This is a genomic window from Providencia sp. PROV209 (assembly GCF_028479485.1).
Taxonomy (GTDB): Bacteria; Pseudomonadota; Gammaproteobacteria; order Enterobacterales; family Enterobacteriaceae; genus Providencia; species Providencia alcalifaciens.
Genome location: NZ_JAMPNR010000004.1, coordinates 136,396 through 150,406 on the forward strand (window position 1 = coordinate 136,396; position 14,011 = coordinate 150,406).

Sequence of the window (14,011 nt, forward strand, 5' to 3'; positions counted from 1 at the left end):
CCACGAGAGATTGTGGTGACAAAATAGTATTGATGAGGGGGCGATTGCCCCCTTTATTGTCAGGAGATATAACGATGGCAAAAGAATTCAGTCGTTCTCAGCGCGTAGCGCAAGAAATGCAAAAAGAAATTGCGATTATCTTGCAGCGTGAGATCAAAGATCCTCGTATTGGAATGGCAACCGTTTCTGGTGTTGAGCTGTCACGGGATCTGGCATACGGTAAAGTCTTTGTTACTTTCTTTAACTTTGCGAATGAAAAAAGTGAAGAAGAGATGGTGGCTGACGGTATCAAAGCCTTAAATGAAGCATCAGGTTTCATTCGTTCATTACTGGGGAAAGCGATGCGTTTACGTATTATTCCTGAATTAACGTTTGAATATGACAACTCATTGGTTGATGGTATGCGTATGTCTAACTTAGTCTCAAACGTGATCCGTAGTGACGAAGAACGTCGTGCTGGTACAGATAGTAAAGAGGAAAAATAATGGGGCGTCGTCGTAGCGGGCGCAATATTGACGGCGTTGTGCTGTTAGATAAGCCCACCGATATTTCCTCAAATGATGCGCTGCAAAAAGTGCGGCGCTTTTTCAACGCGAATAAAGCAGGGCATACGGGAGCACTTGACCCGTTAGCGACGGGTATGCTGCCGGTCTGTCTTGGTGAAGCGACGAAATTTTCACAATTTTTACTCGACTCAGATAAACGTTATCGGGTGATTGCGCGCCTTGGACAGCGAACGGACACTTCCGACTCCCATGGCGAAATTATCTGTGAGCGTGACATTACCTTTACCGCGAAGCAACTCGAAGAGGCTCTAGAGCATTTTCGTGGTGATACGCTGCAAGTTCCTTCTATGTATTCTGCGCTGAAACATCAAGGGCGCCCACTGTATGAATATGCGAGAAAAGGAATTACGGTAGAGCGTGAAGCGCGTCCTATCACGGTGTATGAACTTCAGTTTATTCGTTGGGATAACAATGAATTAGAACTGGAAATTCACTGCTCTAAAGGCACCTATATTCGTACTATCATTGACGATTTAGGGGAAATGCTTGGATGTGGTGCACATGTGACGTATCTGCGTCGTGTACAAGTGGCAAATTATCCTTACGATCGTATGGTCACTTTGGAGCAATTAGCTGCTTTACGGGCAAAAGTGGATGCGGGTGAAGGTTCGTTTGAATCCCTACTCGATTCCCTATTATTGCCAATGGATACCGCTGTGGTTCATTTTCCTGCGGTGAATATCACTGAAGAAACGGCTGCGTATTTTAAACAGGGTCAGCCTGTGCGTGGTGATGTCAAAGACCTTGCAGAAGGCGATATGATTCGTGTCACTTGCGGTTCAGAGCAGCGGTTTATCGGTATTGCTCTGATTAGTGAAGATGGACGTATTGCACCAAAGCGTTTGGTCGTTGAAAATGAACCGTCCGCATAATGGCGCTTATTGCTTTGCTGTCTTAAGCAGCGTAGAATGGCGGCGCTAAATCTTGAGATGCTAAATTAGAGATTGGCTCTCATCACTTAAATTTATATTATTTTGGAGTTTATTATGTCTCTAAGTACTGAAGCGAAAGCGAAAATCGTTGCTGAATTCGGCCGCGGTGAAAACGACACGGGTTCAAGCGAAGTTCAAATCGCTCTGTTAACTGCTCAAATCAACCATCTGCAAAGCCACTTTTCAGAGCACAAAAAAGATCACCACAGCCGTCGTGGTCTGCTGCGTATGGTTGCTCAGCGTCGTCGTTTACAAGCTTACCTGAAAGGTAAAGATATCGCACGTTACACAGCGCTGATCGAGCGTCTGGGTCTGCGTCGTTAATCTTGTCAGTTTCAGAGGAAAGGGGCCAAATGGCCCCTTTTCTTCTAAAAGTTAGTTGAAAGTTGAAGTAATACTCGAATTATACTTAACTAAAATGTTAAGCTATTATCGATAATTGACTGTTTTAATTAAAACCACTGAAAACTACATCCGATTCGCGCGGCTAATGAGAGGATTGATGATTGGAATATCAATCCTCTCATTAGTCGCGAGGCTGTAGTCAGAAAATAAACCATGCTACGTGAGAATCTCTCGTAGCCTTACAAAAAGGGTAATATTTTGTTAAATCCTATTGTTCGTAAGTTCCAGTATGGCCAGCATACCGTTACATTAGAAACCGGCATGATCGCACGCCAAGCAACGGCTGCGGTGATGGTAAACATGGATGACACCGCAGTATTCGTGACTGCTGTGGCACAGAAAAAAGTTAAAGAAGGGCAAGATTTCTTCCCTTTAACTGTTAACTACCAAGAGCGTACTTACGCAGCGGGTCGTATCCCAGGCAGTTTCTTCCGTCGTGAAGGTCGTCCTGGTGAAGGCGAAACCTTAGTTGCGCGTCTGATTGACCGTCCATTACGCCCTCTGTTCCCAGAAGGCTTCCTGAACGAAATCCAAATCATTGCTACCGTTGTATCTGTTAACCCACAAGTTAACCCTGACATCGTTGCGATGATCGGTGCATCTGCTGCACTGGCACTGTCTGGTGTTCCATTCAATGGTCCTATCGGTGCTGCACGTGTTGGTTTCATTAACGACCAATACGTTCTGAACCCAACTGCAGACGAATTAAAATCAAGCCGTCTGGATTTAGTGGTAGCAGGTACTGACAGCGCAGTATTAATGGTTGAGTCTGAAGCTGAACTGTTAAGCGAAGAACAAATGCTGGGGGCAGTTGTATTTGGTCATGACCAACAACAAGTTGTTATCCAGAATATCAACGAATTAGTGAAAGAAGCGGGCAAAGAGAAGTGGGATTGGCAGCCAGAGCCAGTTAACCAAGCTCTGCACGACCGTGTTGCTGCACTGGCTGAAAGCCGTATGGGCGATGCTTACCGTATCACTGAAAAACAAGAGCGTTATGCTCAAGTTGACTTGATCAAAGAAGAAGTGATTGGCGCGTTGGTTGCTGAAGACGAAAACGTTGATGTTTCTGAAGTGTCAGACATTCTTGCTCACTTAGAAAAACAAGTTGTTCGTAGCCGCGTAATCCGTGGTGAGCCGCGTATTGATGGTCGTGAAAAAGATATGGTTCGTGCATTAGACGTTCGTACTGGTGTTCTGCCACGTACTCACGGTTCTGCACTGTTCACCCGCGGTGAAACTCAGGCACTGGTTACTGCAACATTAGGTACAGAGCGTGATGCACAGGTTATCGACCAATTAATGGGCGAATACACTGACCGCTTCTTATTCCACTACAACTTCCCTCCATACTCTGTTGGTGAGACTGGTATGGTTGGTTCACCTAAACGTCGTGAAATTGGTCACGGTCGCTTAGCGAAACGTGGTGTGCTGGCAGTTATGCCTTCACAAGCAGAATTCCCGTACACTGTACGTGTGGTTTCTGAAATCACTGAATCTAACGGTTCTTCTTCAATGGCATCGGTATGTGGTGCATCTCTGGCTCTGATGGATGCTGGTGTGCCAATTAAAGCTGCTGTTGCGGGTATCGCAATGGGTCTGGTGAAAGAAGGTGACGATTTCGTTGTCCTGTCTGACATCTTAGGTGATGAAGACCACTTAGGTGATATGGACTTTAAAGTAGCGGGTAGCCGTGACGGCATCAGCGCACTGCAAATGGATATCAAAATCGAAGGTATCACTCGCGAAATCATGCAAGTTGCTCTGAACCAAGCTAAAGGTGCGCGCCTGCATATCCTTAGCACAATGGAACAAGCAATCAATAGCCCGCGTGAAGAGATCTCTGAATTTGCTCCACGTATTTACACCATTCGCATCAACCCAGACAAGATCAAAGATGTCATCGGTAAAGGTGGTTCTGTAATCCGTGCATTAACGGAAGAAACAGGTACAACGATCGAGATCGAAGATGATGGTACTGTGAAGATCGCTGCGACTGATGGTCTGAAAGCGAAAGAAGCGATTCGTCGTATTGAAGACATTACCGCAGAAGTTGAAGTGGGTCGTATTTACCAAGGTAAAGTGACTCGTATCGTTGATTTCGGTGCATTCGTTGCTATCGGTGGCGGTAAAGAAGGTCTGGTTCACATTTCTCAAATCGCTGACAAGCGTGTAGAGAAAGTGACTGATTACCTGCAAATGGGTCAAGAAGTTCCTGTTAAGGTGTTAGAAATCGACCGTCAAGGCCGTATTCGCCTGAGCATGAAAGAAGCTGTCGCTGGTGAAGAAGCTCCAGTACAGCAGGAATCAGCAGAATAAGCTGACCTAAAGTGTAGCGCCTGATAAACTTGGGCGCTATCAGCCTAAATTTGCTGACTAGTGGTAATGTAAGGGCGTAGTATGCAGAACTGTATTAACTTTCGTTTTTTAGATAGTCGCACCTTAGTTCGTGTGCTATCGGCGTTTATCTTTTTTATTATTATTGGATGTAGTAATAAAGATTGGCGTAAAAACGAGGTTTTCGCGGTTCCATTGCAGCCTTCATTGCAACAAGAAGTGATTCTGGCTCGTATGGAACAAATCCTTGCGAGCCGATCTTTAACCGATGATGAATACGCGCAGCTTTTATATGAGCGCGGAGTATTGTATGATAGTCTCGGTTTAAGGGCGCTGGCACGTAATGATTTTTCAACTGCGTTGTCAATCCGTCCGGATATTCCTGAAATCTTTAACTTTTTAGGAATATATTTTACGCAGGCTGGCAACTATGATGCCGCCTATGAAGCGTTTGATTCTGTTTTAGAGCTTGATCCAACTTACAATTTCGCGCGTATGAATCGTGGCATCGCATTATATTACGGTGGACGATACAAATTAGCGCAGGATGATCTGCTGGCGTATTATCAGATAGATCCAAATGATCCTTTTCGTACTCTATGGCTTTATCTCGTAGAAAAAGACATAGACCCGCGTATGGCGCAAGACAATCTTGCAGCCCGCTACAATCAAGCGGAGAAAGGGCAATGGGGCTGGAATATCGTAGAATTCTATCTTGGCAATATCAATGAAACAACATTGATGGAGCGTTTGAAAGAGACATCTACGGATAACACTTCGCTCGCTGAGCATCTCAGTGAAACTAACTTCTATTTAGGTAAGCATTACCTAAGTCTGGGGGATAAGGATAGCGCGGCTGCGTTATTCAAACTGACGGTAGCTAACAACGCACACAGCTTTGTTGAGCACCGCTACGCATTGTTGGAATTGGCGCTGTTAGGCCAAGAACAAGACGACCTATTAGAATCGGGCCAGCAATAGCTGACGAACATTTCTCTATCAATTCTTAAACCATCATCCATCATGGGTGAGGGTTTATTTGTTCGTTTAATAACACAATTTGAGCCAGTTCACATTTTAAATGATAATGACCGAAATGATTTTCGCTCCGTTATGTAAACTGGCCGCCATTAAGTATGAGGCACCTTTACATGACGACTGAGACCGATATGTCTTTTGCTGATCTAGGTTTATCAGCATCTATTTTGAACGCACTAAGCGACCTGGGATACGAAAAACCATCTCCAATCCAGCAGCAATGTATTCCATTGTTATTGGATGGTAACGATGTATTAGGTATGGCACAAACTGGTAGTGGTAAAACCGCTGCATTCAGCTTGCCATTACTGCACAACATCGACGCTGATCTAAAAGCGCCACAAATTTTAGTTCTTGCACCAACTCGTGAGTTGGCAGTACAAGTTGCTGAAGCAATGAGCGATTTCTCTAAACATATGAACCGTGTAAACGTGGTTGCCCTGTACGGCGGTCAACGTTATGACGTTCAGCTTCGCGCATTACGCCAAGGACCACAAGTGGTCGTAGGAACTCCGGGTCGTCTGCTTGACCACCTGAAGCGCGGTACTTTAGACCTTTCTAACTTGAAAGGCTTAGTATTAGACGAAGCTGATGAAATGCTGCGTATGGGCTTCATTGAAGATGTTGAAAACATCATGAGCCAAATCCCAGCAGAACACCAAACTGCGCTGTTCTCGGCAACAATGCCAGAACCAATCCGTCGTATTACTCGTCGCTTTATGAAAGATCCTAAAGAGATCCGCATTCAGGCGAGCATTACTACCCGTCCAGACATCGCTCAAAGCTACTGGACTGTTTACGGTATGCGTAAAAATGAAGCGCTGGTGCGTTTCTTAGAAGCTGAAGATTTCGATGCAGCGATTATTTTCGTTCGTACGAAAAACGCAACGTTAGAAGTTGCAGAAACTCTTGAGCGTAATGGCTACAACAGTGCGGCACTGAATGGTGACATGAACCAAGCACTGCGTGAGCAAACATTAGAGCGTTTAAAAGACGGTCGTTTAGATATCCTGATCGCAACTGACGTTGCAGCACGTGGTCTGGATGTTGAGCGTATCAGCTTAGTCGTTAACTACGACATCCCAATGGATGCAGAATCTTACGTCCACCGTATCGGTCGTACTGGCCGTGCAGGTCGTGCGGGTCGCGCATTACTGTTTGTTGAAAACCGTGAGCGTCGCTTGCTGCGTAACGTTGAACGTACGATGAAGCTGACTATTCCTGAAGTTGAGCTGCCAGATGCAGATCTGTTAAGCCAACGTCGTCAGGCTAAATTTGCTGAACAAATTCAACAGCAATTAGAAAGCAGCGACTTAGATCAGTACCGTTCACTGTTAGCGAAAATGTCTCCATCGGAAGATGTTGATATGGAAACCTTAGCAGCAGCATTACTGAAAATGGCTCAAGGCGAACGCGCTCTGATCCTGCCACCAGATGCACCGCGTCGTCCACGTCGTGAATTCAACGACCGTGATGACCGTCGTGGTAATGACCGTCGTAACACCAACGGTAATGGTTTTGACCGTGCAGAACGCGGTGATCGTGGCGCTCGTCGTGAACGTCGTGATGTTGGCGATATGGAAATGTACCGTATCGAAGTGGGTCGTGATGACGGTGTTGAAGTTCGTCATATCGTTGGTGCGATTGCTAACGAAGCGGATATCAGCAGCCGTTACATTGGTAACATCAAATTGTACGGAACTCACTCTACAATTGAATTACCAAAAGGTATGCCAGCTGACGTGTTAACTCACTTAAGCCGTGCACGTATCCTGAACAAACCAACTCAAATGCAACTGATCGGTGATGCTCAGCCATTTGAACGCCGTGGTGGCGGTGAGCGTCGTGGTGGCCCACGTCGTGAAGGTGGTAGCGAAGGTGGCTTCGGTGCAGGTCGTCGCAATGACCGTGGTGGCGATCGTGATGGTCGTCGTGGCGGTGGAGACCGTGAAGGTTTCAGCGGCAACCGTCGTGGTGGAAATCGTGATGGTGCTAACCGTGGTGAGCGTGGTAACTCAGCGCCACGCCAAGAAGGTAACAATGCAGCACCACGTCGTCGTAGCAGCAGCCACAACGCATAATAGCGCTATCCAGCCACGTAAATGTGGCTGAGATAAACACAAAAAACCCGCATTTAAATGCGGGTTTTTTTATGAGTCTAATAAGGCTTTTGCTTGCCGCTGAGGCATGGGGAGAGTATCGCGACTGACGAGTACTTTTTTAATGCGGCGATTAAACGCCCCATAGACCATTTCTGTAAATAGGCGCTCTTCGACCAGACTGACACCCCCATCAATAATTTCAAGGGCTTGTACCAATACACGATGCCGAGAAGCGAAAGGGCGACGGACATTTAGTCCCATATCACACACCAATTGATACAGGACTGATTCAGCATTAAAAAAATCCCCGACGACCATTCGCTGGGTTGAAAACTCTCCGGTAGCACTATGCTCCTCGTGAGTCTCAAGGTTTTTCAACGTCATCGAGTTTGTCCGAATTTGCAGGTAAAAATCAGCCATAACCTCTTCTCCTGTACGATTCGCTAAATCAATCCTAGTGCTTCTTTTAATGGTTTTAAATAACGGCGACTAACCGGAATATGCTCTCCTGAGCATAGCACTAATTCAGCTTGCCCATTATCGCCAAATAAAATTTCACTGAGCTGTGTCATATTGACTAAATATTGGCGATGACACCGAACTAACGGTGTGCGCATTTCCAAGGTCCGTAACGTTAATTCAGTGAATCCTTCTTGCCCTTGGGTACTCATAACATAGACACCACTCATACGTGAAGTAACGTATTGTACGTCCTCTAATTTCATTAGATAAATTCGGCTGTGCCCGGTACAAGGAATAAACTTGAGTGGCTCGTTATTATCCAGTAGTTCTAAGTTTTGTTTGTGCTTGCCTTGTCGTAAACGCGCTAGGGTTTTTGCTAATCTTTCGGGTTCAAGAGGTTTGAGGAGGTAATCGAACGCGTGTTCTTCAAAGGCTTGAATCGCAAATTCATTAAATGCGGTCAGAAAGACGATATGTGGGCGCTCTTCAGGATCCAGCATACGTACCATTTCCAGCCCAGTCACGCGAGGCATTTGAATATCTAAAAACACCACATCAGGCTTTTTTTTGTGAATTAAACTAATGGCTTCTATCGCATTGGCACACTCGCCAATAATTTCGATATCGTCATGTTCCTCAAGTAAACAGCGCACGTTTTCGCGAGCTAGGGGGTCGTCATCAACGATCAATACATTCATAGCGTTATAATCATTTATTATGTGCAATGTTATTAGGTGGACATGTAAGGTAAGCGAATTTTCACGCGGGTGAATTTTTCTGGTTCATATTCCACGCCGATCCCATATTTTTCACCATATTTCAGGCGCAAGCGTTTGTCGACTAAGCCCATTCCTAAGCCATCAGATTGCCCGCTTGGTTGGTATAAACCGGCATTATCTTCGATTTCAATATAGACATGTTCACTGCGAATATAGCTGCGTATTGTAATGTATCCGGTATTTAATAACTGTGAAGTACCGTGTTTTATTGCATTTTCGACAATGGGTTGCAGCGTAAATGCCGGCAATTCTACCTGTTTGACTTCATCAGGGATGTCTAAATGGATCTGCAAATTTTCTTGGAAGCGGGCTTTTTCAATTTGCAGGTAGGCATTGATGTGCTCAATCTCTTCCCCTAATGTCGCATTCTGCTCTGGGCGTTTTAAGTTATTGCGAAAGAAGGTCGAAATATATTGCACTAACTGACCTGCTTGCTGGCTATCTTTGCGGATCACGGCTTGTAATGTATTCAGTACATTGAACAAGAAGTGCGGGTTGACTTGGGCATGGAGTAGTTTGACCTCCGATTGCAGCAAGGATTGTTTGTTGCGTTCGTATTGCCCAGCCAAAATTTGTGCGGAAAATAAGCTGGCGATCCCTTCACCGAGGGTACGGTTAATGGAACTGAATAAGCTATTTTTGGCTTGGTATAATTTGATGGTTCCAATGACCCGCTGATTCTCACCTCGCAGGGGGATCACAAGGGTTGAGCCAAGTTTGCATGAAGGGCTTAACGAGCATTTATACGGGGTTTCATTACCATCGGCATAAACCACTTCATTATTATCGATAGCCTGCCGTGATTGGATGGATGAGATAGGTGTGCCGGGAATGTGGTGATCGGAGCCTAACCCGATAAAAGCGAGAATTTTTTCTCTATCCGTAATGGCGACAGCGCCAATATCTAACTCTTGGTAAATAATTTTTGCCACTTTCATGCTGTTATCAGCATTGAAGCCTTTACGCAGAATCCCTTCGGTACACAGAGCAATTTTTAAGGCTTGAGCAGAGAATGCGGTGGTGTATTTCTCAACGATAGCGCGTCTGTCGAGCAAAATGCGGATAAACATCGCGGCACCAACGGTATTGGCAATAATCATCGGCGCAGCAATATTTTTTACTAATTCATAGGCTTCATCGAAAGGGCGAGCAATGAGTAAAATAATCAGCATTTGGATGACTTCAGCGAAAAACGTCACGCAGCTGGCAGTCACAGGGTTAAAAATTTTATTAATTTCCCCCCGTTTCATATAGTGGCGATGCACCAGCCCACCAATTAAGCCTTCGATAATAGTAGAGATCATACAAGCGAAAGCGCTCATCCCACCCAAAGAGTACCGGTGGAGCCCACCAGTAAACCCGACAGCAAAACCTACCGCAGGACCGCCTAACAATCCGCCAAGTACAGCACCAATAGCACGAGTATTAGCTATGGAGTCATTGATATGTAAACCAAAATAAGTACCGATGATGCAAAATACGGAAAAAATCAGGTAGCACATCACTTTATGAGGTAAGCGAATGGTCACCTTAAGAAGTGGGGTGACAAGTGGCGTGCGGCTGAGCGCCCAAGCGATGACGAGGTAGACGCACATTTGTTGTAAGAGGAGTAATATTAGATCGAATTCGTACATGCTCGTCATATTTCACATTATGGGGGTGTTGACTACGTTCAGCCCCTCTAGTCACATACTTGTGTATGCTCCTAGAGGTATCTTCTCTTGTCGCCTACCCACAATGCGAACTATTTAGAGCATGGCTCGTCATATTTCACATTATGGGGGTGTTGACTACGTTCAGCCCCTCTAGTCACGTACTTGTGTATGCTCCTAGAGGTATCTTCTCTTGGTCGATTTAGCCATATACTTTTGGGGGATATTGTATCTTATTGGGCTGGTTAAGTAATCGTCATTTAATAATTAGTAAAACATCATTATTTGACATAAAGCCAAAAGCCCCTCAGACTAAAAAAATGACCTCAGAAGCGTGATTTTGCGCACAAATTTATTAACGCTCGTGTGAGTTTGTTGTCATAATAAAAAAGTAGTTTCCTCCGTTATTATTCAAGGCCCACATAAATAATGAAAAAAAGAACCATCATACTGATCTTGCTTATGCTGATCTTAATTGCTGCTGCGGCACTTTTTCATTCCCATAATCAATTTTTATTATTGCAAGGGGAAGTGGATGCGCCTGAAGTTATCGTGACTTCAAAAGCCAAAGGTAGAGTCATGGAACGCCATGTAGAACGAGGGGACGATGTGAAAAAAGGGCAATTGCTCATCACACTTGAGAGCCCTGAGCTACAAGCTCAATATGCGGCATTAAAAGCAGCGAAAGATCAAGCTCAAGCGCAACTCGATCAATCCTTAAATGGTACTCGTGAAGAGACCCTACGAGACTTGCAAGCGGCATTAGCCCAAGCCAACTCCCAATACCAAAATGCAGCTCGCGAATTTACGCGTTTAAGTAACCTTTCTGGTAAAGGCTATGTTTCAGCGAATGAACTGGATACAGCCCGTAAAGCAAAAGAGGTGGCTTTCCAGCAAGTTCAAAGTGCAAAAGCGCGTTTGGAAGAGGGGAAAAATGGTGATCGTATTGAGCTACGTCAACAATATGAAGCTGCGGTAAATCAAGCCGAACAGAAGCTGGCTGAGCTCCAAGTCCAACTGGATGATTTGCAAGTTAAAGCCCCTGTTGATGGCGAAGTGGGACCAATCCCTGCGGAAATAGGGGAGTTATTTAATGCGGGTAGCCCATTAATTTCACTGATTAGTCTTCCTCAAGCATACTTTGTGTATAACTTACGTGAAGACATTTTAGTGGGTGTGAAAAAAGGGGATAAAATCGAATTAACCGTACCAGCCTTAGGGGACAAAACGGTTGAAGCAGAAGTTCGCTACATTGCACCAAAAGGGGATTACGCGACCAAGCGTGCGACTCGAGCAACGGGTGACTTCGACTTAAAAACCTTTGAAGTTCGTCTTTATCCACAACAACCGATTGAAGGACTGCGACCGGGGATGAGTGTCTTGTGGCATTGGGATAAATAACAGGTGACGCCATGAAATTAAAATTCGCTTGGCATGGATTCGAACATGCCTTTAGCCGCGAAACTCAAATGGCGATCCGCAGCCCAGTCTTTCACTGGCTGAGCTGGCTATTTCCCTTGATGCTGTTCACGTTAGTCAGTGCTAACTTTTCAGAGGGGACCCTGATGGATGTCCCTGTTTCCGTGGTAGATAACAATAACAGCCCTATTTCGCGTCAGATCATTCGTGACCTTGATGCTGGTCCACATGCGGATGTGAAAGCGATTGATGGCAACCTCGTGACGTCTATCAAGCAGTTGGGTAGCGCGAAAGATTATGCCCTATTGTACATTCCTCATAATTTTGAAGAAGATATACTGCGTGGACGTCAACCTGAATTACGTATGTATTACAATGCATTATTCTATGCATCCGGCAGTTACGCGATTCAAGATTTTAGTGGGTTAGTCGCGGAGCTTAACGCAAAATACCGCCAAGAAATGGCGAAATCAATGGGGCAAGCTTTGCCGCCATTGGCACAGGTCACATTGTCTTACGATAGTTTATTTAACCCAAGTGGTAGCTATATTTATTACCAGCAATTTGCTGCTACCATTCATATGCTGCAATTATTTGTCGTGACCGCCACTATCTATACGATGTCGCGGGGAACCATCTTACAGAGTGTGAAGCCTTTCTCTATGGCGTTGCTGGGTAAAATGGCACCGTATACGCTATTTTTCACGACATTACTGATAGTGGAGCTAGCAGCGTTAGTCTCTATCTTTGATGCAAAAGTTGTTGGGAATCCGTTGTATATGATGCTGGTGGGCTTTTTCTATGTGATTGCAGCACAAAGCATCGGGTTACTGCTATTTAGTTTTACCTCCAGTGCCATTATGGCTTACAGCTTAATCGGGATGTTGGTGAGTATCGCGCTAGCCTTTTCGGGGATGGCAGTACCGGAACTTTCCATGGTGTTACCTGCACGAATCATTTCTAATGCGGAGCCGCTCACCCACACCTTAAATGCAATGTTTGATATATTCTTACGGGAAATTTCGTTTGAACGTATTGTCGAAGTTTGTCTGTTTTTGTTGATTTACCCATTACTCACGGCATTTTTGATTCGTAAGCGTCTAGTCAAACGACTGGAAACCCAAGGAAGTATCGTATGATGACGGTCTATTTCGCGACGTTTAAAAAGGTGCTTTTAGGGATGCTGGAAAAGCCGATGTGGCTGTTGCTACTCGTGTCTTTATGCATCATGAGTTTGGTCTACGCGCGTCCTGTTCTGTGGGATTTACCGGTGGCGGTCATCGATATGGATCACTCTGGCGCGAGCCGTGAATTGATCCGCGATTTGGATGCCACACCCAAAGTGCAGCTACACAGCTATGATAATCTAGCGCAAGCTCGGCAGGATATGATTGCAAGGCAGCTATTTGCGATCGTGATTATTCCAACAGATTTTGAAAAGCATCTGTTGAGTGGGAAAAACATCACCGTACCTGTCTACGGCGATGCGACAAACCGTCTTGCCAGTGGGCAAATTCAGCAAGAATTATCGAAAGCCTATCAAACCTTACTGAGTGCGTATAATACCCAGTTATTGGAGAATGCGGGTTTCAGTCCCGAACAGGCTAAAGTGATTATTGCGCCGGTCAGAAGTGAAACGGAGGCATTGTTTAACCCCGGTATTAGTTTTGCCGCGATTATTTTCCCTGGCTTGTTAGTGATGCTGTTACAGCACTCCTTGCTGATTGCTTGTGTGCGGGTCAGCATCGCCATTCGTTCTACACCAAAAGGTAAGCCACCATTGGCAGTCTATCTGGGCGCTTTGTCTGCGCTGGTGCCAATCTGGTTGTTTCTTTCGACCGTATTCTTTGCACTGTGGCCGTGGATATTGGGTTATCGGCAAGAAGCACCGCTGTACCAAATTTGGATGCTGACCTTCCCATTCTTACTCGCAGTCATTGGTTTAGGTAAGCTTGTGACAGAATGTCTACGCAGTGTTGAAATGATTTACCTGACATTGGCATTTATTACCACGCCGGTGTTTTATATGTCAGGAACAATTTGGCCGTTACAAGCAATGCCTGACTGGGTGCGAATGATAGCGTCTGCGCTGCCATCCACATGGGCGACGAATGCCATGGCAGGTATCAACCAAATGGGGCTACCGTTTAGCGATATCTTGATGGACATTGTGATGATGTTAATTCTTGGTGTGATTTACTCATTTATTGGGGTATTCATTGGCATGCTGCGAGATGGCGAACTACGCCACATTAGCCAGACTGTACATCGTTGGCGCAAACATCTTCATAAATAGTCAAAGAGAGGTTGGTTTCCAAC

The 14,011-nt window shown here is 45.3% G+C and carries 12 protein-coding genes; 9 read left to right on the forward strand and 3 right to left on the reverse strand.

The window, feature by feature from the left end:
- The first annotated feature begins 74 nt into the window (after window positions 1-74).
- The 6 genes from rbfA to PR795_RS05770 all read left to right on the forward strand — a co-directional run bounded on the left by rbfA (window position 75) and on the right by PR795_RS05770 (window position 7,359).
- On the forward strand, window positions 75-485 hold the full coding sequence (gene rbfA / locus PR795_RS05745; protein WP_006657961.1) for a 30S ribosome-binding factor RbfA: 411 nt from the start codon (window positions 75-77) through the stop codon (window positions 483-485).
- A complete protein-coding gene (truB, locus tag PR795_RS05750) occupies window positions 485-1,438 on the forward strand; it encodes a tRNA pseudouridine(55) synthase TruB (RefSeq protein ID WP_006657960.1) in 954 nt (317 codons plus the stop codon). The genes rbfA and truB overlap by 1 nt, the downstream gene beginning before the upstream one ends.
- A gap of 114 nt (window positions 1,439-1,552) precedes the next feature.
- Window positions 1,553-1,822: a 30S ribosomal protein S15 gene (gene rpsO, locus PR795_RS05755; protein ID WP_006657959.1), complete on the forward strand. Its 270-nt coding sequence runs from the start codon at window positions 1,553-1,555 to the stop codon at window positions 1,820-1,822.
- Window positions 1,823-2,101: 279 nt separating this feature from the next.
- Window positions 2,102-4,222 carry a polyribonucleotide nucleotidyltransferase gene (pnp, locus tag PR795_RS05760; RefSeq protein ID WP_006662414.1) on the forward strand — a complete coding sequence of 707 codons (2,121 nt, stop codon included), beginning with the start codon at window positions 2,102-2,104 and terminating at the stop codon, window positions 4,220-4,222.
- A gap of 81 nt (window positions 4,223-4,303) precedes the next feature.
- Window positions 4,304-5,221, forward strand: coding sequence for a lipoprotein NlpI (gene nlpI, locus PR795_RS05765; RefSeq protein WP_006657957.1), 918 nt, complete (start codon window positions 4,304-4,306; stop codon window positions 5,219-5,221).
- Between the two features lie 170 nt (window positions 5,222-5,391).
- Window positions 5,392-7,359 (forward strand): DEAD/DEAH family ATP-dependent RNA helicase, encoded by a 1,968-nt coding sequence (locus PR795_RS05770; RefSeq protein WP_181480351.1) that lies wholly within the window; start codon window positions 5,392-5,394, stop codon window positions 7,357-7,359.
- A 69-nt stretch (window positions 7,360-7,428) separates the two neighbouring features.
- On the opposite strand, the gene PR795_RS05775 is transcribed toward PR795_RS05770, so the two are convergent.
- The 3 genes from PR795_RS05775 to PR795_RS05785 are packed head-to-tail and all read right to left on the reverse strand — an operon-like array spanning window position 7,429 to window position 10,255.
- A complete protein-coding gene (locus tag PR795_RS05775; protein WP_154630366.1) occupies window positions 7,429-7,800 on the reverse strand; it encodes a YjaA family stress response protein in 372 nt (123 codons plus the stop codon).
- Between the two features lie 23 nt (window positions 7,801-7,823).
- A complete protein-coding gene (btsR, locus tag PR795_RS05780) occupies window positions 7,824-8,540 on the reverse strand; it encodes a two-component system response regulator BtsR (RefSeq protein ID WP_272516708.1) in 717 nt (238 codons plus the stop codon).
- Window positions 8,541-8,572: 32 nt separating this feature from the next.
- The gene (locus tag PR795_RS05785) at window positions 8,573-10,255 is read right to left on the reverse strand and encodes a sensor histidine kinase (RefSeq protein ID WP_006662417.1); all 1,683 of its coding nucleotides are present in this window, start codon (window positions 10,253-10,255) and stop codon (window positions 8,573-8,575) included.
- 447 nt (window positions 10,256-10,702) lie between these two features.
- Between PR795_RS05785 and PR795_RS05790 the strand changes: the two genes are divergently transcribed.
- From PR795_RS05790 to PR795_RS05800, 3 genes are read left to right on the forward strand one after another with little or no spacing between them, the layout of a single operon-like run.
- On the forward strand, window positions 10,703-11,674 hold the full coding sequence (locus tag PR795_RS05790; protein WP_006657950.1) for an HlyD family secretion protein: 972 nt from the start codon (window positions 10,703-10,705) through the stop codon (window positions 11,672-11,674).
- A gap of 11 nt (window positions 11,675-11,685) precedes the next feature.
- Window positions 11,686-12,831 carry an ABC transporter permease gene (locus PR795_RS05795; protein WP_006657949.1) on the forward strand — a complete coding sequence of 382 codons (1,146 nt, stop codon included), beginning with the start codon at window positions 11,686-11,688 and terminating at the stop codon, window positions 12,829-12,831.
- Window positions 12,831-13,988 carry an ABC transporter permease gene (locus tag PR795_RS05800; RefSeq protein ID WP_036963376.1) on the forward strand — a complete coding sequence of 386 codons (1,158 nt, stop codon included), beginning with the start codon at window positions 12,831-12,833 and terminating at the stop codon, window positions 13,986-13,988. Before PR795_RS05795 ends, PR795_RS05800 begins: the two co-directional genes overlap by 1 nt.
- Window positions 13,989-14,011 lie beyond the last annotated feature (23 nt).

What these genes read in the sequence shown, in the direction of transcription:
- rbfA (WP_006657961.1), top strand. Translation starts at nt 75, where the DNA reads ATGGCAAAAGAATTCAGTCGTTCTCAGCGCGTAGCGCAAGAAATGCAA.
- truB (WP_006657960.1), top strand. Translation starts at nt 485, where the DNA reads ATGGGGCGTCGTCGTAGCGGGCGCAATATTGACGGCGTTGTGCTGTTA.
- rpsO (WP_006657959.1), top strand. Translation starts at nt 1,553, where the DNA reads ATGTCTCTAAGTACTGAAGCGAAAGCGAAAATCGTTGCTGAATTCGGC.
- nlpI (WP_006657957.1), top strand. Translation starts at nt 4,304, where the DNA reads ATGCAGAACTGTATTAACTTTCGTTTTTTAGATAGTCGCACCTTAGTT.
- PR795_RS05770 (WP_181480351.1), top strand. Translation starts at nt 5,392, where the DNA reads ATGACGACTGAGACCGATATGTCTTTTGCTGATCTAGGTTTATCAGCA.
- PR795_RS05775 (WP_154630366.1), bottom strand. Translation starts at nt 7,800, where the DNA reads ATGGCTGATTTTTACCTGCAAATTCGGACAAACTCGATGACGTTGAAA.
- btsR (WP_272516708.1), bottom strand. Translation starts at nt 8,540, where the DNA reads ATGAATGTATTGATCGTTGATGACGACCCCCTAGCTCGCGAAAACGTG.
- PR795_RS05785 (WP_006662417.1), bottom strand. Translation starts at nt 10,255, where the DNA reads ATGTACGAATTCGATCTAATATTACTCCTCTTACAACAAATGTGCGTC.
- PR795_RS05790 (WP_006657950.1), top strand. Translation starts at nt 10,703, where the DNA reads ATGAAAAAAAGAACCATCATACTGATCTTGCTTATGCTGATCTTAATT.
- PR795_RS05795 (WP_006657949.1), top strand. Translation starts at nt 11,686, where the DNA reads ATGAAATTAAAATTCGCTTGGCATGGATTCGAACATGCCTTTAGCCGC.
- PR795_RS05800 (WP_036963376.1), top strand. Translation starts at nt 12,831, where the DNA reads ATGACGGTCTATTTCGCGACGTTTAAAAAGGTGCTTTTAGGGATGCTG.